This window comes from Pseudomonas sp. BS3782 TE3695 (assembly GCF_050435305.1).
Taxonomy (GTDB): Bacteria; Pseudomonadota; Gammaproteobacteria; order Pseudomonadales; family Pseudomonadaceae; genus Aquipseudomonas.
This window is the reverse complement of the sequence record NZ_JBNDKB010000001.1, coordinates 5208230-5228704: the sequence shown is the minus strand read 5'-3', so window position 1 is coordinate 5228704 and position 20475 is coordinate 5208230. Positions and strand designations below refer to the sequence as shown.

Below are 20475 nucleotides of genomic sequence, written 5' to 3'. Positions count from 1 at the left end.
CTCTTCGCGAGCAAGCCCGCTCCCACATTGGATGTGAGGTGTTACTCCATTTTGTGACCAATACAATTCCCCCTGTGGGAGCGGGCTTGCTCGCGAAGACTGAAGTGGCCTCACTGCACATTTTAAGGAATGACCATGCTGCAACTGATCCTCGGCGGCGCCCGTTCCGGCAAAAGTCGCCTGGCTGAAAAGCTCGCTACCGACAGCGCTCTGGTCGTGACGTATATCGCCACCAGCCAACCCCTGGACGGCGAAATGAACGAACGGGTAGCCCATCATCGCGCCCGTCGTCCGGCCGAATGGGCATTGATCGAAGAACCGTTGGAACTCGCCCGTGTGCTGCGCGAAAACGCCAGTGCCGATCGTTGCTTGCTGGTGGATTGCCTGACGCTGTGGCTGACCAATCTGCTGATGCTCGACGATGCCGAGCGCTTGTCGGCCGAACGCGAAGCCCTGCTGGACTGCCTGGCGTCATTGCCGGGTGAAATCATTTTTGTCAGCAATGAGACCGGGATGGGTGTCGTGCCGTTGGGCGAATTGACTCGCCGCTATGTCGATGAAGCCGGTTGGCTGCATCAAGCCTTGGCCGAGCGCTGTCAGCGAGTCGTCCTGACCGTCGCCGGCCTGCCCCTGACTTTGAAAGGAACTGCGTTATGACTCACGCCTGGTGGCTGAACCCGTGCAAGCCCATCGATGCGCAAGCGGTCGAACAGGCGCAGGCGCGTCAACAGCAACTGACCAAGCCTGCCGGCTCGCTCGGCCGGCTCGAATCGGTAGCGGTGCAACTGGCCGGGTTGCAGGGGAAGGTCAAGCCGACGCTGGATCAGCTGTGGATTGCGATTTTTGCCGGTGACCATGGTGTGGTTGCTGAAGGCGTGTCGGCGTTTCCGCAGGAAGTTACCGGGCAGATGCTGCTCAACTTTGTCAGCGGCGGTGCGGCGATCAGTGTGTTGGCGCGGCAGTTGGGGGCTTCCCTTGAAGTGGTGGATCTTGGCACTGTCACGCCGTCGTTGAATCTGCCAGGTGTGCGTCACCTGAACCTCGGCCTGGGCACGGCGAATTTCGTCCATGGGCCGGCGATGACTCAAGCCCAAGGTGAACTCGCCTTGCAGGCCGGTCGCGACAGTGCGCGGCGCGCCATCGCAGCCGGCGCGAAGTTGTTCATCGGTGGCGAAATGGGCATCGGCAACACCACGGCGGCCAGTGCCTTGGCCTGTGCATTGCTCGATTGCCCGGTGGTGCATCTGGCCGGGCCGGGCACCGGATTGAATGCAGCGGGTGTCAGCCATAAAGCCCAAGTCATTGAACGCGCCTTGGCGTTGCATGGCGCTCAGCGTAGCGATGCGCTGCAAACCTTGTTCAACCTCGGCGGTTTCGAAATCGCTGCGCTGGTCGGCGCGTACCTGGCCTGTGCTCAGGAAGGTGTCGCGGTGTTGGTCGACGGGTTTATTTGCAGCGTCGCTGCGTTGGTGGCGGTGCGTTTGAATCCGGCCTGCCGTGAGTGGCTGCTGTTCGGTCATCGCGGCGCCGAGCCAGGTCATCGCCATGTGCTCGAAACCCTGAACGCCGAACCGTTGCTGGACCTCGGCCTGCGACTGGGCGAGGGCAGTGGTGCGGCATTGGCCGTGCCATTGTTGCGTCTGGCCTGCGACCTGCACGGGCAGATGGCGACGTTCGCCGAAGCCGCAGTGGCGGATCGCCCGGCATGACCTTGCGTCTGGACCTGTTGCGCCATGGCGAAACCGAACTCGGCGGCGGTTTACGCGGCAGCCTCGACGATGCGCTGACCGGCAAGGGCTGGGAGCAAATGCGCGCAGCGGTGATCGAGCAAGGGCCTTGGGATCGACTGGTCAGTTCGCCGTTGCAGCGTTGTGCACGCTTTGCGCAAGAGCTTGGGACGCAACTGGGTTTGCCGGTGCAGCTGGATAAGGATCTGCAAGAACTGCACTTCGGCGCCTGGGAAGGGCAGAGCGCGGCGGCGCTGATGGAAACCAACGCCGACGCGTTGGGCTTGTTCTGGGCCGATCCTTATTCGTTCACGCCGCCAGACGGTGAACCGGTGGCGGACTTTTCTGCGCGAGTGTTGGCGGCCATCGAACGGCTGCACACGGCCTATGCGGGTGAGCGGATCTTGCTGATCAGCCATGGCGGCGTCATGCGTTTGTTGCTGGCTCAAGCGCGGGGATTGCCGCGTGAGCAATTGCTCAACGTTGAAGTCGGCCACGGCGCGTTGTTCTCGCTGTCGGTCGAACCCGGCGTCTTGTTAAGGGAAGCGATCTGACCATGTTGCCGTTCTGGATCGCCCTGCAGTTTTTGAGCAGCCTGCCGATTCGTTTGCCGGGTATGCCGACGCCCGAGGAACTGGGCCGGTCGCTGCTGTTTTATCCGCTGGTCGGTTTGCTGTTCGGCTTGATTCTGTGGGGGCTGAACTGGCTATTGCTGGGCGCGCCATTATTGCTTCACGCCGCATTGCTGCTCAGTGTTTGGGTCGTACTCAGTGGCGCGTTGCACCTGGATGGCCTGGCCGATAGCGCCGATGCGTGGCTCGGCGGTTACGGCGACCGTGAACGCACCTTGACCATCATGAAAGACCCGCGTAGCGGGCCGATCGCCGTGGTGACGCTGGTCTTGGTATTGCTGCTCAAGTTTGCCGCGTTGCTGGCGTTGATCGAGCAACAGCACAGCGTGATCCTGATCATCGTTCCACTGCTTGGCCGCAGCGCGTTACTGGGCTTATTCCTCACCACACCTTACGTGCGTCCCGGTGGGCTGGGTCAGGCATTGGCTGATCATCTACCGCGTTTGGCCGGTCAGCAGGTGTTGGTAATCTGTGCTTTGGCCTCTGTGCTGATGGCTGGCCTCAGCGGCGTATGGGCGCTTGTGTTGGCGGCCGTGATGTTTGTCTGGCTGCGGCAAGTGATGGTGCGCCGATTGGGCGGGACGACGGGCGATACGGCAGGGGCATTGCTGGAATTGCTGGAGGTGGTGGTATTGGTGGGATTGGCGTTGGTCTGATGGTAGAAAAGATCGCCGCCTTCGGCAGCTCCTACAGGAGATCGCGGTCCTTGTAGGAGCTGCTGAAGGCTGCGATCTTTTGATGTTTCTGCCATCCTGTAACTTGATTTAACAAACTCGCGGGTATATACACGCACTATGCTTCCTTCCCAATGTTTGTGCACTAACCTGCGTCGCGCCGCTCGTGGCGTCAGCAGGCATTACGACGGCGCCCTCGACGGCTTCGGGATCAACGTTGCCCAGTATTCTCTGCTGTGCAATCTGCAGCGTCTGGATCAGCCAAGCATCTCGTCCCTGGCCGAAGCCATGGGCCTGGATCGCAGCACGCTCGGGCGTAATCTGCGGGTGCTGGAGGGCGAAGGTCTGGTGACGCTGGTCGAAGGCGAGGACATGCGTAATCGCATTGTCCTGCTCACCGAGACAGGGCGTGAACGCCTGGCGGCGGCGTTGCCAGCGTGGGAAGCGGCGCAACAGCGGCTGATCGATCGCCTGGGTGCAGAGAAGCGTGAGATTTTGCTGAAATTGCTGGATGAACTGGCTTGAGGCCAGTTTGTTCGATCTTAAGCGGGTATATACCCGCTACCGGAGAACAACAATGACATCGATGTGGCGTACGTGCGGTTGGGTACTGTTGGGGAGTGCGCTGATTCTGGCGTTGTCATTGGGTGTGCGACACGGCTTCGGGCTGTTTTTGGCACCCATGAGTGCCGAGTTCGGCTGGGGTCGCGAAGTGTTTGCCTTCGCCATTGCTTTGCAGAACCTGATCTGGGGCCTGGCCCAGCCATTCACCGGCGCACTGGCCGACCGCTTTGGCGCTGCGAAGGTGGTGTTGATCGGTGGTGTTCTGTACGCCTTGGGTCTGGTGTTCATGGGGTTGTCCGATTCGGCGGTGACCTTGTCCTTGAGCGCGGGGCTGTTGATCGGTATCGGCCTGTCAGGCACCTCGTTTTCGGTGATCCTCGGCGTGGTCGGTCGTGCCGTGCCACCGGAAAAACGCAGCATGGGCATGGGGATCGCCAGCGCCGCCGGTTCTTTCGGTCAATTCGCCATGTTGCCCGGCACGCTGGGGTTGATCGGCTGGCTTGGCTGGTCTGCGGCATTGCTGGTGTTGGGTCTGGTGGTGGCGCTGATCGTGCCGCTGGTGAGCATGCTCAAAGACAATCCGCTGCCGGTGCTCGGGCATGAGCAAACCCTCTCTGAAGCGTTGCGCGAAGCCTGCTCCCATTCAGGATTCTGGCTGTTGGCGTTCGGCTTTTTTGTCTGCGGTTTTCAGGTGGTGTTCATCGGCGTGCACTTGCCAGCCTATCTGGTGGACCAACACTTGCCAGCCTCCGTCGGCACCACGGTGCTGGCGCTGATCGGGCTGTTCAATATCTTCGGTACCTATACCGCGGGCTGGCTTGGCGGGCGGATGTCCAAACCGCGTTTGCTCACCGGTCTGTATTTGTTGCGCGCGGTGGTGATTGTGCTGTTCCTTTGGGCGCCGGTCACTCAGGTCACGGCCTATCTGTTCGGCATGGCCATGGGCTTTCTCTGGTTGTCGACGGTGCCCTTGACCAACGGCACGGTGGCGACCTTGTTCGGTGTACGAAATTTGTCCATGCTCGGTGGGATCGTTTTCCTCTTCCATCAGCTCGGCTCGTTCCTCGGCGGCTGGTTGGGCGGGGTGGTGTATGACCGAACCGGGAGCTACGACTTGATCTGGCAGGTGGCGATTCTCTTGAGTCTGGTGGCCGCAGCCCTGAACTGGCCGGTGCGCGAGCAGCCGGTGGCGCGTCTGCAAACCCGAATGAGTGCCGCATGAACAATCTCTGGCCGCAGATGACTGCTATCGGCGTCGGCCTATTGTTGCTGGCCCTGGCATGGTGGGGCTGGCATCAGGGTGGCCTGGCATTGTTGCAACTGGGCATGGGAGCTTGCTAGCGAGCGGCGAAGGCGAGTAATTTCGTTTTCTGACGATTGTTCAAGGATGCACCGACATGCTGATGCGCTGGCTTGCAGTTCCCGCAGTGTTGATGGCTTTCACCGGTTTGGCACAGGCGGCAGAATGCCCGGAGTTGCTACAAGGCTCTTTGCCCAAGCTGCGTGCCAAGGAATCCATCGATCTGTGCCAGCGCTTCGCCGGCAAGCCGCTGGTGGTGGTCAATACCGCGAGTTTCTGTGGCTTCGTTCCGCAATTCAAAGGCCTTGAGGCGCTGTATCAGCGTTACAAGGATCAAGGGCTTGAAGTGGTCGGTGTGCCGTCCAATGACTTCAAGCAAGAGTCCAAAGATGGTGCAGAAACTGCCAAGGTTTGTTACGTGAACTACGGCGTGACTTTCACCATGACCGAGCCGCAGAAAGTCCGCGGCGATGACGCAACGCATTTGTTCAAGGTTCTCGCTGAACAAAGCAGTTCGCCGAAGTGGAATTTCTACAAGTACGTGGTCGATCGCCAGGGCAAGGTGATCGCCAATTTCTCCAGCCTGACCAAGCCGGATAATCCCGAGTTCATCGAGGCGGTGGAGAAAGCGCTCGCATCGAAACCCTGATCGACGCGCACTAAAAAGCCCCGTCTCTGTACAAGAGCGCGGGGCTTTTTCAATTCAGGCGGCGAGGGCGTCGCCGTGAATCATCAGAAACGGTATGTTGCGCCAACACCGAAACCGTTCGCATAGTTTTCATACTCTGCGCTGTAGTTCTGACGGCCGTTACTGTTGTTGACCTTGACCGACTCTTCGCGCAGGTACGAGTACGCTACGTCGATGGTCAGGTCGTCGGTCGGGCTCCAGCCGGCCCCAAGGCTGAAAATCTTGCGATCGCCAGTCGGAATGCGCGGGGAGCGGTCTTCATTATTGGTCGGTGCCTGGTCAACGGACAGGCCGGTACGCAGGACCCATTGTTTGTTCAACTGGTACGAAGCGCCGATGGCGTGCGCCCAGGTGTCGTGCCAATTCTGCTCTTCGGTGATGGTACCGAACTGGCCATTGAGGAGGGCCGGAACGCCTTTGTTCTCAACGGTGATTTCTTTCAGGCGGCTCCAGCGAGTCCAGGTGCTACCTGCGTAGAGCGTCCACCGGTCATCCAGTTGGTGTGTGACCGAGAAGTCGACCGACTCAGGCGTGGTGATATCCAAAGACGCGTCGTACTTCTGGTTCGGGTTTTGACCAACGGCACCGAGGAGGTTGTAATTGACCTTGGTGTCACCCTCCAGCTTGTACTTCACTTTCGAGTGGTAGGTCAGGCCGACGCGAGTGCTGTCGGTGGCCTGAACCAGGATACCGACGTTGTAACCCAGCGCGGTGTCGTCACCCTCGATCTTGACCTTACCGTCCGGCGCGGCCTGAGTGATCGACAGGTTCGATTCCAGGGTGCCTGAAATGTGGTTGATGGTCGGACCAAAACCGATGGACACCTTGTCGTTGAAGGCGTAGCTGACGGTTGGCTGGAGCGTCACGATTTTGACTTCGCTCTTGCTGCCGAAGTATTTGCCGGCGAAGCCGTTCTCGTAGTCGGTCACCAGGCCAAATGGAGCGTAGACACCGAAACCGAATGCCCACTGGTCATCGATTGGCTTTACGTAGTAGCCCATGGGCACGCCCATGAAAGGGACCATGTCACCTTTATTGGTGCCACTATTCGGACTGGAGCTCGCATCACTGATATCAGCGTGCGCGTCGATAAATGCAACACCACCGCTCACTTGTTCACGCTTGAGGCGAGACATGCCGGCGGGGTTACCAAAAACTGTAGATGCGTCGTCGGCAGATGAAGATCGCCCGGCAAAACCTGTCCCCATCCCGCTGATGCTTTGTTCGTTGAGGGCGAAGCCACTTGCAAAGAGTTGGGTGGATGCCATGGCAACGGCGAGGCTAATGGTGGTTTTGAGCATTACTTTTTTCATTATTAGAATTCCTGGTGATCACCGGGGCGGAAATTACCAAGATTTTCGTCTGGGCGCTATAGCCTGTAACGCTTGAGTTAGAGCGGTTTTGTAGGACAATCCGACCAAAATCGCGACCTGTTGTGCGATTTTCGGAAATGGGTGGATCAGCAGGCGACTTGATTCAATGATGAAACACAGGTTTGCCACGCGTAGGTGAAATCTCGCAGACGACCTTGGGGCTGGAAAGTCTGGCGCCAGATTCGGGCCATTCCCAACAAGTCATCGGAGGCGGGAAGGGGAGTGTTCTGTTCTTCTACCAGCAGCCAGGCAATGGCAGTGGCGTAACGCAGGTTGACGGTCAATTCCAGATGCGGCCCGCTGAGAAAAGCATGTTGGCTGGCAAGGCCACGGACCAGGCTTGCCCGATCCGGATCCAGGGCCAGATAGTGATCCCAAAGCGCCTGGTGGCGGGGTTCGGCGATTCGGTACAGACCGTGTCCGCGGCGGTCATGCAGGGCTGAACCAAGGGCTGACTGACTGGCGGCGATGCCCAGCAGCAGGGATTCGGCAGTTGCGCTATGGCGTCCGAGGTAGATCAATGTCGGACGGATCACATAACGACACAGTTCGCTGGCAGCGATTCCCATAAAGCCCTCGAAACATGAAGTGGTCGGCGATGCCTGAAGGCCTTGGCAGCAATGGATCGATTCAGGCTCGCCGCAAGCGGATCAAGCCGCTTGAGTTGAAGTGTAGTGTCATTATTTCGCTGTAAAGGACTGTTTTTAAAATATTTCCGGCTTCGAGTTATAACCGTTATATCGGTTGGTGCTTAGCCGTAGATCTCGAAATGAGAAATATCGGGCAATAAAAAGCCCCGCTTTTCAGCAGGGCTTTTTAGGTTTCAGCTTTTCTGGCGTCTCAGGCAACCAGTGCCTGGCGAGTACGCTCGATCACAGCCTGCAGCGGTTCTGCGCTGGAGTATTGATCAGGGTACAGGCGTTCGCTGTGACGAGCGATGCCGTGTTCGTTGACCAGAGTGAAGCTGAAGCAGCCTTTGCGAGCGGCCATGATCAGGCAGTTCATTGGAGCAAAGGCATTGGTTAGGGTGCGAATGGCATCCTGAGTGTGGATTTGAGTGGACATAATTGGTGTTCCTACAAGCGACACGGATAAGAACCGTGCAAAGTTAAAACGTTCCAGTGACGACGACCACCATTGGTCGAACGAAGAACCCGACTGGAACAAAGCAGCCAGTTTGAAGCGCTGATAAATTGGCGCGCTTGGGCTGGCAGGTAGGTACTTAGGAGGGCAGGCAACACATCAAGGGCAAGGTTCTGGGCCCGGGGTGAAGATCCTGATCAATTTGCAGGCTGGTTCGGTCAGAGTAAGTGAGCCTGGCAACACCCTTTGCTTTCGATTCAAAGGCTGTGTTGACGCAAGATTTACCTGGAAACCATCGAGGTGGTCGATCCCGTTTTGTCGGTGGAGGCTTCTCTTAGGGAAGGCTGACCGGGGGATTTGTTCGACCAGAATTGACTTTCAGCTTGGTACTAACGCCGCGGATACTAACGGATTGACCTGCAGAAGGGAAGGCTGTTTGTAAAAAAGCGCTGAAGTGCCTATTGGCAAGTTCCGATTGAGCTGACCCATGCCCCGCAATAGCCCAGAACCCCTACCGTTGATCCGAGACAACGATCGCGTCAGGACCGACCGGCGGCAAGGGTTGCTCGGGTTTTATCCCCAGGCGCTGCCAAAAAACGCGCCGAAAAAGCGCATCGATATAACTGGCTCGCAGGGACTTGTGCACATAAATTGCCCGAACTGTCATCCCACTGTCATCCTCGCTTCAACAGGAGTGGGTGCCTGTAATGAAAATTTAAGTCAATGAAAAACATCGCTTTTTTTTACTGGTGAAAAAATCGTCAGTTTGACTGCGAGCCCCACGCCATACGGCTTTGCGCGAGTTCAAAGGCGGTTGTCCACTGAGTTATCCACAGCTTCTGTGGATTGTCCCAAGCGCTTGCTCTAGGACGGGCGTGCAGGCTTTTTTCGACTTTACCTGTACGAAAAAAAGAGTAGAGTGGCGCGCCTTCCGATCTGTCCCACAGTGCTTTATGAAGTTTCGCTCAGTATCAGCCTCTGCTACCTCAACATCCTCCAGTGTTACCCCGCCCAAGCGCTTTTCAATGCGTGTGGCCGAGTGGTTACTGGACAGTCCGCGCCTGGGCGAAAACTCCAACGTTAAACATTTCGCCGGACGCTTGCTCAAGCAGCCTGCCCGTGAAGGCGTTGTGGCGGCGCAAAGCCGTCTCGGCCAGCTGATGTGCCGCGAATGCGGTAATGCCCGGGATCGCCGCATTGGCCAGGAGCTCCTGCGTCAGGCCGCACGTGCGGGCGACCGACGTGCGCAACAGGAACTGGGCCTGAGCGAAGACTGAGCTGTCCAAGACCTGACGCCTTGGTTAACCTTCACGCTTTATCGAATCGGCAGGAGTGGCTATGGCGATGGACTTGACCAGCGCATTGCTGGGGCTCGCGGGCGCCGGGTTGCCGTTACTGGTACTGGCCTGGCAACTTCAGCGTCGGACGAGTGCGGGGCAGGCCGAGCTGGCGTTGCTGGAAGAGCGTCTTGCCATTGCTCAACTGACGCAGGACGGCTTGAATGCCCAGCTTGATACTTGCCGTGATGAAATCGCTGATCTGAGCCAGGCCAATGCCGCCAAACAAGCGGATCTGGCCGCGGTGCGCCGTGAAGTCGAACTGCTGCAGATCGAGCGCGACGACGCCCGCGATGCGTCTCACGCCTGGAACATCGAACGCGCCGGCAAAGAGGCTGAATTGCGTCGTCTCGACGCGCAGGCTGCTTCCCTTAATGCCGAGCTGCGTGAGCAGCAGGAAAGCCATCAACAACGCCTCAACGACCTGCAAGGCTCGCGAGACGAGTTGCGCGCGCAATTCGCCGAGCTGGCGGGCAAGATCTTCGACGAGCGTGAGCAGCGTTTTGCCGAAACCAGTCAGCAGCGTTTGGGGCAATTGCTCGACCCGTTGAAGGAGCGCATTCAGTCGTTCGAAAAGCGCGTTGAGGAAAGCTATCAGGCTGAAGCCCGCGAGCGTTTTTCCCTGGCCAAGGAGCTGGAGCGACTGCAACAGCTGAACCTGCGCCTGAGCGACGAAGCCACTAACCTCACTCGTGCGTTGAAGGGGCAGAAAACCCAAGGCAACTGGGGCGAACTGATTCTCGAGCGGGTGCTTGAGCACGCAGGTCTGGAGAAGGGGCGTGAGTACCAGACCCAGGTCAATCTCAAGGGGCCGGACGGCGAGCGTTTCCAACCGGATGTGATTATTTACCTGCCCGGCGACAAGCAGGTCGTGGTCGATTCCAAGGTCAGCCTCACGGCCTATCAGCAATATGTGGCGGCCGAGGACGATGCCATCGGCCAGATCGCCATCAAGCAGCACGTGCTGTCCCTGCGCAGTCATGTCAAAGGCCTGGCCGGCAAGGACTACAAGCGGCTCGACGGCTTGCACAGTCTGGATTTTGTTCTACTTTTCGTTCCGATCGAAGCGGCGTTTTCTGCGGCATTGCAGGCTGAGCCGACGCTGTTTCAGGAGGCATTCGACCGCAATATCGTGATCGTCAGCCCGACCACGCTGCTGGCCACTTTACGGGTCATCGACAGCCTGTGGAAGCAGGAGCGCCAGAGCCAGAACGCTCGGGAAATCGCCGAGCGCGCCGGTTGGCTGTACGACAAGTTCGTGTTGTTTATTCAGGATCTGGACGAGGTCGGCAATCGCCTGCAGCAACTGGACAAAGCCTACAGCGCTGCACGCAATAAGCTGACTGAAGGCCGCGGCAACCTGGTCAGCCGCAGCGAGCAGCTAAAGTTGCTCGGGGCGCGAGCCAGCAAGAACTTGCCGGCGGACCTGCTGGAGCGAGCGATGACGGATGTCGATGGCTTGGCCGAGTTACCCGAATAAAGAGCAAAAGATCGCAGCCTTCGGCAGCTCCTACAGGATCGGATTTTCACGCAGTCAATGTAGGAGCTGCCGAAGGCTGCGATCTTTTCGAAGGCAACACAGACCTCAATCATCACCCTACAACGGCAAATGCCGACTCAACAACGCCCGCAACGCCGCCGGTTTCACCGGTTTGGCCAGGTAATCCAGGCCCGCTGCATGCACCTGGGCGACCGTCTCCGGCCGTCCATCGGCACTGATCACCACCCCCGGCACCGGCTCGCCCAGTTGTGTGCGTAACCAGGCCATCAACTCGGTCCCGGTCTCGCCATCGTCCAGGTGATAATCCACCAGTGCCAATTGCGGGCGCATTCCATCGCCGAGCAGCGCCGCGCATTCCACACGGTTGCGCGCGGTCCAGACTTGGCAACCCCAGCGGGTGAGTAAACTGTTCATGCCGATCAGAATGCTGTCTTCATTATCGATACACAGCACCTGCGCGCCGCTGAGCAAATGGCCATTGAGTTCGGCCACTTTGGCCGGCGTTGCCGTTTGTGTCCGAGCCAGCGGTACGCTGACACTGAACACGCTGCCGCGACCCGGCCAGGAACGCACGCGCAAGGTGTGACCCAGCACGCGACACAGCCCATCGGCAATCGCCAGGCCCAGGCCCAAACCTTTCTCGGCCCGGGTCTGGTGGCTGTCGAGGCGTTTGAATTCTTCGAAAATCACCTGCAGTTTGTCTTCTGGAATACCCGGTCCACGGTCCCAGACCTCAAGGCATAGCTCGCCGTTGCGCCGCCGAACGCCGAGCAGCACCGGCCCTTTGGCGTAGCGGAAGGCGTTGGTCAGGAAGTTCTGCAAAATCCGTCGCAGCAGTTTGATGTCGCTGTCGACCCGTAACGCGCTGCCCCTGACGCGAAATTTCAGCCCCTGTTCCTGCGCCAGAGCCTTGAACTCGGCGCCTAGCGTATGGAACAGATCATTGAGCTCGAAGGGCTTGCGATCAGGGTTGATCTTGCCGTTTTCCAGGCGGGAAATGTCCAGCAGGTCGCTGATCAGGTCCTCGGCCGAGCGTAGCGAACTGTCCAGGTGATGAACCAGCTTGCGGGCTTCGCTGGATAAATTTTCTTCCTGATGGGAGAGGGCGGCAGAGAACAGCCGTGCCGCATTCAGCGGTTGCATCAAGTCATGGCTGACGGCGGCCAGGAAACGGGTTTTCGACTGGTTCGCCGATTCGGCGGTGCCCTTGGCTTCGGTCAGGGCAACGTTGAGTTGCGACAGTTCGTGGGTCCGTTCAATGACCCGTTGCTCGAGGCCTTCGTTCGCTTCGGTCAGCGCCTGTTCGGCCTCGCGGAACGCGGTGATGTCGGTGAAGCTCATGACGAAACCGCCGCCGGGCATCGGGTTGCCGATCAGCTCGATCACTCGACCATTGGGGAACAATCGTTCGGAGGTATGGGCCCGACCTTGGCGCATCCAGTGCAAGCGACGGGCGACGTGCACTTGCGCTTCGCCGGGGCCGCACAGACCGCGCTCGGCGTTGTAGCGAATGATGTCGGCAATCGGCCGGCCCACGCTGATCAAACCGTCGGGGTAATTGAACAGTTCAAGGTAGCGCCGGTTCCAGGCCACCAGTTTCAACGACTGGTCGACCACGCTGATGCCTTGGGTGATGTTTTCGATGGCGCCTTGCAGCAGGGCGCGGTTGAACTGCAGCACTTCCGAGGTTTCGTCGGCGATCCGCACCACATCCTCGAGCTGCATTTCCCGGCCTTCGATGGCGGCTTTTACCACCGCCCGGGTCGAAGATGCGCCGAGTACACCGGCCAGCAAGCGTTCGGTATGGGCGATCCATTCACCGTCCGCATTCTGGTTCGGGTTGAAGCCTTTGCCCTGGCGGTAGGCGAAACGGATGAAACTCTGGCGAGCGCGTTCTTCGCCGACAAAACGGGCGGCCAGTTGCAGCAAGTCGTTGATCTGTACTGCCAGCATTGAGCGGGCGTTGGGGCGCGCGCTGATTTCCTGGCCGATGAAGCGGCCGGCCTGCCAGTGCTCCGAAACCCGCGTGCGTGACAGTAGCGAGACCCAGGTGAACAAGGTGAAGTTGCCCGCCAGGGACAGCACCACGCCTTGGGTCAGCGGCGTGATCGGCAGGTTCAACGGGTTGCCTTGCAGCCAGGCCAGGCCTGGAAAATTGCTTAAGGGCAGGCCAAGACTGTTGGCGGCGATCGGCAACACCAAGGTGTAGAACCAGAGGAACGTGCCGGCGGCCAGCCCGGCAAACACCCCGCGACGGTTAGCCTGTTTCCAGTACAACGCGCCAAGCATGGCCGGGGCCAGTTGGGTCACGGCGGCGAAGGCGATCTGGCCGATGGTTGCCAGGCTTGCGGTGGAGCCCAGCAGTCGATAACTGACATAGGCCAGCAGCAGAATGACCACGATGCTCACCCGCCGCGCCGAAAGCATCCACTGGCGGAACACTTCAAATGGGCGCTCGGCGTTGTTACGCCGCAGCAACCACGGTAGCAACAGGTCGTTGGAAAGCATGGTCGACAGCGCCACGCTGGCCACGATTACCATCCCGGTCGCCGCCGAAGCGCCGCCGATAAATGCCAGCATCGCCAGGGCAGGGTGAGATTGGGCCAGAGGCAGGCTGATGACGAATGAGTCCGGCAGCACCGAAATGGGCAGTAACATCTGACCGGCCAGCGCGATGGGCACGACAAACAATGCCGCCAGCGCCAGATAGGCCGGGAACACCCATTTGGCCAGGCGTAAATCCTGAGGATCGATGTTTTCCACCACCGTCACATGAAACTGCCGGGGCAGGCAGATAATCGCCATCATCGCCACGCCGGTTTGCACCACCATGGACGGCCAGTTGATGGTTTCTTTCCAGTACGCTTCGAGGCGCGGGGCGAGCAGGGCTTGGTCGAACAGGTCGTCAAAACCGTCGTACAGGCCATAGGTCACAAATGCGCCGACCGCGAGAAAAGCGAACAGCTTGACCAGCGACTCAAAAGCAATCGCCAGCACCATGCCGCGGTGGTGTTCCGTGGCATCGAGGTTGCGGGTACCGAAAACGATGGTGAACAGCGCCAGCACCAGAGATACGATCAATGCCGTATCTTGCGCGCGTGTGCCCATGGCGTCGGCACCGGCGCCAATCAGCAGGTTCACGCCCAGCACGATGCCCTTGAGCTGCAAGGCGATGTACGGCAGCACGCCAACCAGGCAAATCAGCGCCACCACCACGGCCAGCGACTGGGATTTGCCGTAGCGGGCGGCGATGAAGTCGGCGATGGAGGTGATGTTCTCCTGCTTGCTGATCATCACCATTTTTTGCAGGACCCACGGTGCACAAATCAGCAGCAGGATTGGCCCGAGGTAGATCGGTAGAAATGACCAGAGCTGCTCGGCCGCCTGGCCCACGGCACCAAAGAATGTCCAACTGGTGCAATAAACGGCCAGCGACAGGCTGTACACCCAGGCACGCACCCGTGGCGGCAACGGCGTGCTGCGCCGATCACCGTAAAAGGCGATAGCGAACAGGATGGCCATATAGGCCAGGGCGACGGTGGCGATCAGCCCGATGGACAGCGACATGGGAACTCCAGGCAAAAGACCTCCGGGACTCCGCCCGGCCAAGACAGTCTCGCATGACCGCTTGAGTTAGTCAGTGTCGACCAAGGTCGTGACGTGGCGGGGTGTCGCAGGTTGGGAGTCAGTTCGATTTTTGGTGTGTTTGGGGGCCTCTTCGCGAGCAAGCCCGCTCCCACACTCGATCGTCAGTGAACACAAAATATGTGGGCACCCTCAATCCAGTGTGGGAGCGGGCTTGCTCGCGAAGGCGGCGTTACTGACTAAACGCAATATCGATCAACCGATGCATTCCGTCAAAGTCTGTGGCGTCGATGTTCGATGACCGTTAGCCTTGGCACCGCCATTCATTTCGACGGACCGACCCATGAAGATCATCCGCAGCAAATCCTTCACCGCTGACCGCGCCTGGGCGGCGCTGGATATCGCCAGCATGAACGGCATCACCACCCGTTTGCACTGGACCGATCAGCCCTATAAGTGGCACATCAACGACGGTCAGGAAGTATTCGTGGTGCTCGATGGGCGGGTGCAGATGCGTTATCGCGAAGAAGGCCAGGAGAAGGAAACGATACTTGAAGTCGGCGATATCTTTTATGCCTCGGTGGGTACCGAGCATGTGGCTCATCCGCTGGGTGTGGCGAGGGTATTGGTGATCGAGACTGAAGGTAGTGTCTGATGTATATCTGAAAAACAGATAACAGTTAGAGAAATTACCCGTTATATCGATATTCGATTCGGATCTACCATGAGCTCCACCTCACGAGAGGACAGGAGTTCATCATGACCTGCACCCATAGCGTTAAACCCGGTATCAAACCGCTCAGTCATTTGCAGCACCCTCGAGAAGCCATCCGCCAATTCACCCCCAACTGGTTCGCGGCGACCATGGGTACGGGTGTGTTGTCGCTCGCGCTTGCGCAATTACCAGCGGCGAATCCTGGTCTGCATGCGATCGCCGAAGGCCTGTGGCTGTTCAATATTGTTCTGTTTGTTGTGTTCACGGCCATGTATGCCGCGCGCTGGATCATGTTCTTCGACGAAGCGCGGCGGATTTTCGGGCACTCCACGGTTTCGATGTTTTTCGGCACCATTCCCATGGGCCTTGCGACCCTTATCAATGGCTTTTTGTTGTTCGGTTTGCCGCGCTGGGGCGACGGCGTGATTTATATCGCCCAAGCGCTCTGGTGGCTGGACGTGGCGATGTCGCTGGCCTGCGGCGTATTGATTCCCTACATGATGTTCACCCGTCAGGAGCACAGCATCGACCAGATGACCGCGGTCTGGCTGTTGCCGGTGGTGGCGGCGGAAGTGGCGGCGGCCAGCGGCGGCTTGCTGGCGCCGCATCTGGTCGATGCTCATTCACAACTGGTGGTGTTGGTGGCCAGCTACGTGCTGTGGGCCTTTTCCCTGCCGGTGGCGTTCAGCATTCTGACTATCCTGCTGCTGCGCATGGCGTTGCATAAATTGCCCCACGAAAACATGGCCGCCTCAAGCTGGCTGGCCCTGGGGCCGATTGGCACCGGTGCACTGGGCATGTTGCTGTTGGGGGCCGACGCGCCAGCGATTTTTGCCACCAACGGTTTGCCGGGTATCGGCGAGATCGCCGCAGGGCTTGGCTTGGTGGCCGGCATCACGCTGTGGGGCTTCGGGCTCTGGTGGATGCTGATTGCGCTGTTGATCACTGTGCGTTACTTGCGCGCCGGGATCCCGTTCAACCTCGGCTGGTGGGGCTTCACTTTCCCGTTGGGCGTCTATTCTTTGGCGACGTTGAACCTGGCGAGCACGTTGCACCTGACGTTTTTCAGTGTCTTTGGCTGTGTACTGGTGGCGTTGCTGGCGGTGATGTGGCTGATTGTTGCCAAACGCACGGTGCAGGGCGCATGGCGAGGTGAGTTGTTTGTTTCGCCGTGCATTGCAGGATTAAACAAATAACCGGCAAAGATTGGGTAATCTGTGGCCTGGATCGACGCTCGACATTCCAATAACAATTGCCACGCCACTTTTTATCCAACATCAGGGACACATGGAAGATGAGTCACCCCTCGCAGTTCACCTTGCTTCGCACCCGGCGCTTCCTGCCGTTTTTTGTCACGCAGTCCCTGGGTGCCTTCAACGACAACATTTTCAAGCAGTCGTTGATCCTCGCCATTCTGTACCGGCTGACCATCGAGGGTGACCGATCGATCTGGGTCAACCTGTGTGCGTTGCTGTTTATCTTGCCGTTTTTCCTGTTCTCGGCTCTGGCGGGGCAGTTCGGGGAAAAGTTTGCCAAGGACGCGCTGATCCGTCTGATCAAGCTCGGGGAAATCGTCATCATGACGGTGGGCGCGGTCGGTTTCATGTTCGATCATTTGTCGCTGATGCTGGTCGCGTTGTTTGCCATGGGCACCCACTCGGCGCTGTTCGGGCCGGTGAAGTACTCGATCCTGCCGCAGGCGTTGCGCGAAGAGGAGTTGGTGGGCGGCAACGGTCTGGTGGAAATGGGCACCTTCCTGGCGATTCTCGCCGGGACCATTGGCGCCGGGATCATGATGTCGGCCAGCAACTACGCGCCGGTCGTGTCCACGGCAATCATCGGCATCGCCGTGCTCGGTTACCTGGCCAGCCGCAGCATTCCCCGGGCTGCCGCGGCATCGCCGGAAATGCGTTTGAACTGGAACATTTTCAGCCAGTCCTGGGCTACCTTGAAGTTGGGCCTGGGGCAAACCCCGGCAGTATCGCGTTCGATCGTCGGCAACTCATGGTTCTGGTTTGTCGGGGCGATTTATCTGACGCAGATCCCGGCGTATGCCAAGGAATGGATGCACGGCGACGAGACTGTGGTGACGCTGATTCTTACCGTGTTCTCGGTCGGTATCGCACTGGGTTCGATGCTCTGCGAGAAACTCTCCGGGCGCAAAGTCGAGATCGGTCTGGTGCCGTTTGGCTCATTCGGTCTGACGGTGTTTGGCCTGTTGCTGTGGTGGCATTCCGGCACGATTCCAGACAGCGTTGCCGGTCATGGCTGGATCGAAGTCCTGGGGTTCGGCCACGCCTGGCTGGTGTTGATCGACATTCTTGGGCTTGGGATCTTTGGCGGTTTTTACATCGTGCCACTGTATGCGCTGATCCAGTCGCGTACTGTCGAGAACGAACGGGCGCGAGTGATCGCCGCCAACAACATTCTTAACGCCCTGTTCATGGTGGTGTCGGCGATTGTGTCGATCGTCTTGCTGAGCATCGCCAAGCTGTCGATCCCGCAGCTATTCCTGGTGGTGTCGCTGCTGAACATTGGCGTCAATGCTTACATCTTCAAAATCGTCCCCGAGTTCAGCATGCGCTTCATGATCTGGCTGCTCGGCCATTCCATGTACCGCGTCGAGCATCGCAACCTGGAGCTGATTCCCGATGAAGGCGCGGCATTGCTGGTTTGCAACCATGTGTCGTTCGTCGATGCGTTGCTGATAGGCGGCGCAGTGCGTCGGCCGATTCGCTTTGTGATGTATTACAAAATCTACAATCTGCCGGTGCTGAACTTCATCTTCCGCACGGCGGGGACGATTCCGATTGCCGGACGACAGGAAGACATTCAGATCTACGAAAAAGCCTTCACCCGCATCGCTCAGTATCTGAAAGACGGTGAGTTGGTGTGCATTTTCCCTGAAGGCAAGTTGACCGCCGATGGCGAGATCGACGAGTTCAAGGGCGGGCTGACGCGGATCCTCGAAGAAACGCCGGTGCCGGTGATTCCGCTGGCATTACAGGGGTTGTGGGGGAGTTTCTTCAGTCGGGATCCGGACAAGGGCGTGTTTCGTCGACTGTGGTCGCGGGTGACCCTGGTGGCGGGGCCGGCGGTGGCCGTTGAACTGGCTGAACCGGCGACGTTGCAAGGGATGGTGGGGGAGTTGCGTGGGGCCGTTAGATAAGTAGTTGTTTGCCCGGACCTCATCGCGGGCAAGCCCGGCTCCCACAGGTTTTGTGTTGTGCCGCATAGTGTGGACACACCACCAATCCCTGTAGGGGCGAGGCTTGCCCGCGAAGACGGTAGAGGCCTAAGCGCTAACCTTGAGCCCAACCAACCCGGCAATGATTAACGCCACACTGGCCAGCCGAAACAGCGCCATGGATTCACCAAACAGAATGATCCCGGCGATCACCGTGCCCACCGCACCCACGCCAGTCCAGACCGCATAGGCCGTGCCCAGCGGCAATTCCTTCATGGCAAGGCCCAGCAGGCCCAGGCTGATCGCCATGGCTGCAATGGTCAGTGCGGTAGGAAGAGGGCGGCTGAAACCGTCGGTGTATTTCAGACCGACGGCCCAGCCGACTTCGAACAGGCCAGCGAAAAACAGAATGATCCAGGACATTGAAGACCTCCATCGATGGATGGGGTCGTCCCCGGATTAATCACTCGATCGAGCCGCGAGGTCGTCCCCGCGTTGCGCAATAGAGTGCCCATCATTAACCCGAGGATCAAGCCTCGGTTGGTCGCAACACACATCCAAATGTGGGAGCGGGCTTGCTCGCGAAGGCGTCATAACAGTCAACATCATCGTTGAATGTCAGACCGCTTTCGCGAGCAAGCCCGCTCCCACATTTAGACCGCGCGTCGGTTTAGATGCCCTGCGGCATCTCTTCACCACCCAACGCTTCAACCATCGACGGCAGGAAGTCGCCGAAGGTCAGCATCATCAGGGTGAAGCTGGCGTCCAGTTGGCCCAGGGCTTCGTCGCCACCGTCCTGTTCCGCCTGATCTTGCAGCAGATCTTCGAACTTCAGGCGCTTGACCACCATTTTGTCGTCAAGCACGAACGACAGTTTGTCCTGCCAGGCCAGCGACAGTTGAGTGACCACTTTGCCGGTGCTCAGGTGCAGTTGGATTTCTTCGCTGGTCAGGTCCTGACGCTTGCAGCGCACGATGCCGCCGTCTTCGTGTGTGTCGCGCAGTTCGCACTCGTCCAGCACGAAGAAATCATTCGCGGCTTTCTGGGTGGTGACCCACTCGGTCATGGTGGCGGTCGGCGACATTTTCACCGTCAGCGGGCGTACCGGCAGCGAGCCGATCACTTCGCGCAGGGTAGACAGCAGGTCTTCGGCACGTTTCGGGCTGGCCGAGTTAACCAGGATCAGACCCTGTTTCGGCGCGATGGCGGCGAAGGTCGACGAGCGGCGGATAAAGGCGCGGGGCAGGAAGGCCTGGATGATTTCATCCTTGATCTGATCGCGTTCCTTTTTGTAGACCTTACGCATTTGTTCGGCTTCGATCTCTTCGACCTTTTCCTTCACCGCGTCACGCACGACGCTGCCCGGCAGAATGCGTTCTTCCTTACGGGCGGCGATCAGCAGGAAGTCGCCGCTGATGTGCACCAGCGGCGCGTCTTCGCCCTTGCCGAACGGGGCGACGAAACCGTAGGTGGTCAACTCCTGGCTTGCACATGGACGCGCCAGTTTGGTGGCCAGTGCAGTTTCCAACGCCTCGGCATCAAAAGGCAGATCTTGGGTCAGGCGATAGATAAGCAGGTTTTTGAACCACATGAGGTGAGTCTCTCCTTTAAACAAAGGGGGGCATTATTGTCCTCCATGTGCCATAGGCCAACCCTTCTCTAAGCCTTTGGAAGGCCTGAGAAAATTAATTAAAAAAGTGCTTGCCAGAGGTTGGGTCGCTCCGTAGAATGCGCGCCACACCGAAAGTGAAGGGTGATTAGCTCAGCTGGGAGAGCGTCTGCCTTACAAGCAGAATGTCGGCGGTTCGATCCCGTCATCACCCACCATTCGCTTTAGTGTTACGCGCAGCGGTAGTTCAGTCGGTTAGAATACCGGCCTGTCACGCCGGGGGTCGCGGGTTCGAGTCCCGTCCGCTGCGCCATATTCGGTAACCTGGAACGCTGAACGCCAGGTCACCACGGAAAAGCCCGCTAACGCGGGTTTTTTTCTGTCTGAAGTTCCTGCAGGGTGTGTCGTTTTACCGGTTTTCAGATTTTTTTGATTTTTTATCAATTAAATCAACACGTTATGAAAATTTGTGGCACAATGCGCCCCGCAACGAAGGTAAA

At 58.7% G+C, this 20475-nt stretch carries 19 protein-coding genes and 2 tRNA genes; 15 read left to right on the top strand and 6 right to left on the bottom strand.

From position 1 onward, the window contains the following. The first annotated feature begins 135 nt into the window (after positions 1-135). From cobU to ABH909_RS23490, 8 genes are all read left to right on the top strand, one after another. A complete protein-coding gene (gene cobU / locus ABH909_RS23525; protein ID WP_429437674.1) occupies positions 136-657 on the top strand; it encodes a bifunctional adenosylcobinamide kinase/adenosylcobinamide-phosphate guanylyltransferase in 522 nt (173 codons plus the stop codon). Beyond that, complete coding sequence (gene cobT, locus ABH909_RS23520) at positions 654-1709, top strand: nicotinate-nucleotide--dimethylbenzimidazole phosphoribosyltransferase (protein WP_429437672.1); 1056 nt, start codon at positions 654-656, stop codon at positions 1707-1709. The genes cobU and cobT overlap by 4 nt, the downstream gene beginning before the upstream one ends. Continuing rightward, the gene (cobC, locus tag ABH909_RS23515) at positions 1706-2281 is read left to right on the top strand and encodes an alpha-ribazole phosphatase family protein (RefSeq protein WP_429437670.1); all 576 of its coding nucleotides are present in this window, start codon (positions 1706-1708) and stop codon (positions 2279-2281) included. Before cobT ends, cobC begins: the two co-directional genes overlap by 4 nt. A 2-nt stretch (positions 2282-2283) precedes the next feature. Further along, positions 2284-3015 carry an adenosylcobinamide-GDP ribazoletransferase gene (locus ABH909_RS23510; RefSeq protein ID WP_429437667.1) on the top strand — a complete coding sequence of 244 codons (732 nt, stop codon included), beginning with the start codon at positions 2284-2286 and terminating at the stop codon, positions 3013-3015. Positions 3016-3153: 138 nt separating this feature from the next. After that, positions 3154-3558: a MarR family winged helix-turn-helix transcriptional regulator gene (locus ABH909_RS23505; protein ID WP_095051845.1), complete on the top strand. Its 405-nt coding sequence runs from the start codon at positions 3154-3156 to the stop codon at positions 3556-3558. Between the two features lie 52 nt (positions 3559-3610). Continuing rightward, positions 3611-4819 carry an MFS transporter gene (locus tag ABH909_RS23500; protein ID WP_429437665.1) on the top strand — a complete coding sequence of 403 codons (1209 nt, stop codon included), beginning with the start codon at positions 3611-3613 and terminating at the stop codon, positions 4817-4819. Next, positions 4816-4938, top strand: a complete 123-nt coding sequence (locus ABH909_RS23495; protein WP_429437662.1) for a hypothetical protein — start codon at positions 4816-4818, stop codon at positions 4936-4938. Before ABH909_RS23500 ends, ABH909_RS23495 begins: the two co-directional genes overlap by 4 nt. Before the next feature lie 56 nt (positions 4939-4994). Next, complete coding sequence (locus ABH909_RS23490) at positions 4995-5546, top strand: glutathione peroxidase (RefSeq protein ID WP_429437659.1); 552 nt, start codon at positions 4995-4997, stop codon at positions 5544-5546. Between the two features lie 83 nt (positions 5547-5629). Here ABH909_RS23490 and ABH909_RS23485 read toward each other — a convergent pair whose 3' ends face one another. From ABH909_RS23485 to ABH909_RS23475, 3 genes are all read right to left on the bottom strand, one after another. After that, positions 5630-6898, bottom strand: a complete 1269-nt coding sequence (locus ABH909_RS23485; protein ID WP_429437657.1) for an OmpP1/FadL family transporter — start codon at positions 6896-6898, stop codon at positions 5630-5632. Positions 6899-7044: 146 nt separating this feature from the next. Then, positions 7045-7527 carry a hypothetical protein gene (locus tag ABH909_RS23480; protein ID WP_038979731.1) on the bottom strand — a complete coding sequence of 161 codons (483 nt, stop codon included), beginning with the start codon at positions 7525-7527 and terminating at the stop codon, positions 7045-7047. A gap of 271 nt (positions 7528-7798) precedes the next feature. Then, complete coding sequence (locus ABH909_RS23475; protein WP_007898912.1) at positions 7799-8023, bottom strand: hypothetical protein; 225 nt, start codon at positions 8021-8023, stop codon at positions 7799-7801. Positions 8024-8994: 971 nt separating this feature from the next. On the opposite strand from ABH909_RS23475, the gene ABH909_RS23470 reads away from it, so the two are divergent. Both ABH909_RS23470 and rmuC read left to right on the top strand, forming a co-directional pair. Beyond that, positions 8995-9318 (top strand): sel1 repeat family protein, encoded by a 324-nt coding sequence (locus ABH909_RS23470; RefSeq protein WP_429437654.1) that lies wholly within the window; start codon positions 8995-8997, stop codon positions 9316-9318. A gap of 175 nt (positions 9319-9493) precedes the next feature. Continuing rightward, positions 9494-10858: a DNA recombination protein RmuC gene (gene rmuC, locus ABH909_RS23465; protein ID WP_429440080.1), complete on the top strand. Its 1365-nt coding sequence runs from the start codon at positions 9494-9496 to the stop codon at positions 10856-10858. Positions 10859-10975: 117 nt separating this feature from the next. Here the strand turns inward: rmuC and ABH909_RS23460 are convergent, their stop codons facing one another. Further along, positions 10976-14446: a hybrid sensor histidine kinase/response regulator gene (locus tag ABH909_RS23460; RefSeq protein WP_429437651.1), complete on the bottom strand. Its 3471-nt coding sequence runs from the start codon at positions 14444-14446 to the stop codon at positions 10976-10978. A gap of 361 nt (positions 14447-14807) precedes the next feature. On the opposite strand from ABH909_RS23460, the gene ABH909_RS23455 reads away from it, so the two are divergent. The 3 genes from ABH909_RS23455 to ABH909_RS23445 all read left to right on the top strand — a co-directional run bounded on the left by ABH909_RS23455 (position 14808) and on the right by ABH909_RS23445 (position 18348). Further along, on the top strand, positions 14808-15119 hold the full coding sequence (locus ABH909_RS23455) for a cupin domain-containing protein (RefSeq protein WP_429437648.1): 312 nt from the start codon (positions 14808-14810) through the stop codon (positions 15117-15119). 104 nt (positions 15120-15223) lie between these two features. Continuing rightward, entirely contained in the window at positions 15224-16375 is a 1152-nt protein-coding gene (locus ABH909_RS23450) for a TDT family transporter (protein ID WP_429437646.1), read from the top strand. 98 nt (positions 16376-16473) lie between these two features. Further along, a complete protein-coding gene (locus ABH909_RS23445) occupies positions 16474-18348 on the top strand; it encodes an MFS transporter (RefSeq protein WP_429437643.1) in 1875 nt (624 codons plus the stop codon). A gap of 126 nt (positions 18349-18474) precedes the next feature. Here the strand turns inward: ABH909_RS23445 and sugE are convergent, their stop codons facing one another. Beyond that, the gene (gene sugE / locus ABH909_RS23440) at positions 18475-18789 is read right to left on the bottom strand and encodes a quaternary ammonium compound efflux SMR transporter SugE (RefSeq protein ID WP_038979745.1); all 315 of its coding nucleotides are present in this window, start codon (positions 18787-18789) and stop codon (positions 18475-18477) included. A gap of 247 nt (positions 18790-19036) precedes the next feature. Then, the gene (gene rdgC, locus ABH909_RS23435) at positions 19037-19957 is read right to left on the bottom strand and encodes a recombination-associated protein RdgC (RefSeq protein ID WP_123496202.1); all 921 of its coding nucleotides are present in this window, start codon (positions 19955-19957) and stop codon (positions 19037-19039) included. A 160-nt stretch (positions 19958-20117) separates the two neighbouring features. Here rdgC and ABH909_RS23430 point away from each other — a divergent pair. Together ABH909_RS23430 and ABH909_RS23425 are read left to right on the top strand one after the other, a co-directional pair. Then, positions 20118-20193, top strand: a tRNA-Val gene (locus ABH909_RS23430). 18 nt (positions 20194-20211) lie between these two features. Then, positions 20212-20288: transfer RNA gene (locus tag ABH909_RS23425), tRNA-Asp, on the top strand. Positions 20289-20475 lie beyond the last annotated feature (187 nt).